The 491-nt window shown below is 44.6% G+C and carries 1 protein-coding gene and 1 pseudogene; both read left to right on the forward strand.

Annotated features, from left to right (window positions below; all coding sequences use genetic code 11):
* A pseudogene (locus tag KSW37_RS15790) lies at positions 1 to 305 on the forward strand (hypothetical protein); the annotation flags it as partial.
* 18 nt (positions 306 to 323) lie between these two features.
* The gene (locus KSW37_RS15795) at positions 324 to 488 is read left to right on the forward strand and encodes a hypothetical protein (protein ID WP_217315404.1); all 165 of its coding nucleotides are present in this window, start codon (positions 324 to 326) and stop codon (positions 486 to 488) included.
* Positions 489 to 491 lie beyond the last annotated feature (3 nt).

Consider the following 491-nt stretch of genomic DNA (forward strand, 5'->3'; position numbering starts at 1 on the left):
CAGGAAGCTACAGTTTGCGTGAAGATGGTACATTCGGTATTTACGAAAACGTTTTGTCACCTTATCGTGTATATCTGAATATTCAGACATCACAGTCGGCTCCTTCCCGTGCCATGATGTTCAGCATCGGAATGCCAGACGACAGTTCTACCACCGGCATCCGCATCATCAATATGGCGGATGGCATGCAGACGGGTTCGTCCGTAAAGTCATCAGCCATCTATACCTTAGAGGGTCAGCGCGTAAAGGGCACACCTCGTAAGGGCATCTATATTAAGAATGGAAAGAAATTTATTGTTAAATAATTAAACGACAAAGGAATTATGAAGAAAAAAGAGTATATATCACCTGCAATTCAGGTAATCGAGATGGAGCATTTCTGCAGCATCTTGACAACGAGTGGAGGAGAAAAGCCAAAGGATGATGACGAGTTCTGGGGACCGGGTTATGGCTCAAATGATCCGAACCGCCCAGGTCAGGGATTGTAATTT

The organism is Segatella copri, assembly GCF_019127135.1.
Lineage (GTDB): Bacteria > Bacteroidota > Bacteroidia > Bacteroidales > Bacteroidaceae > Prevotella.

Excerpts from the sequence above, each read along its gene's own strand:
- KSW37_RS15795 (WP_217315404.1), top strand. The coding sequence starts at position 324 with ATGAAGAAAAAAGAGTATATATCACCTGCAATTCAGGTAATCGAGATG.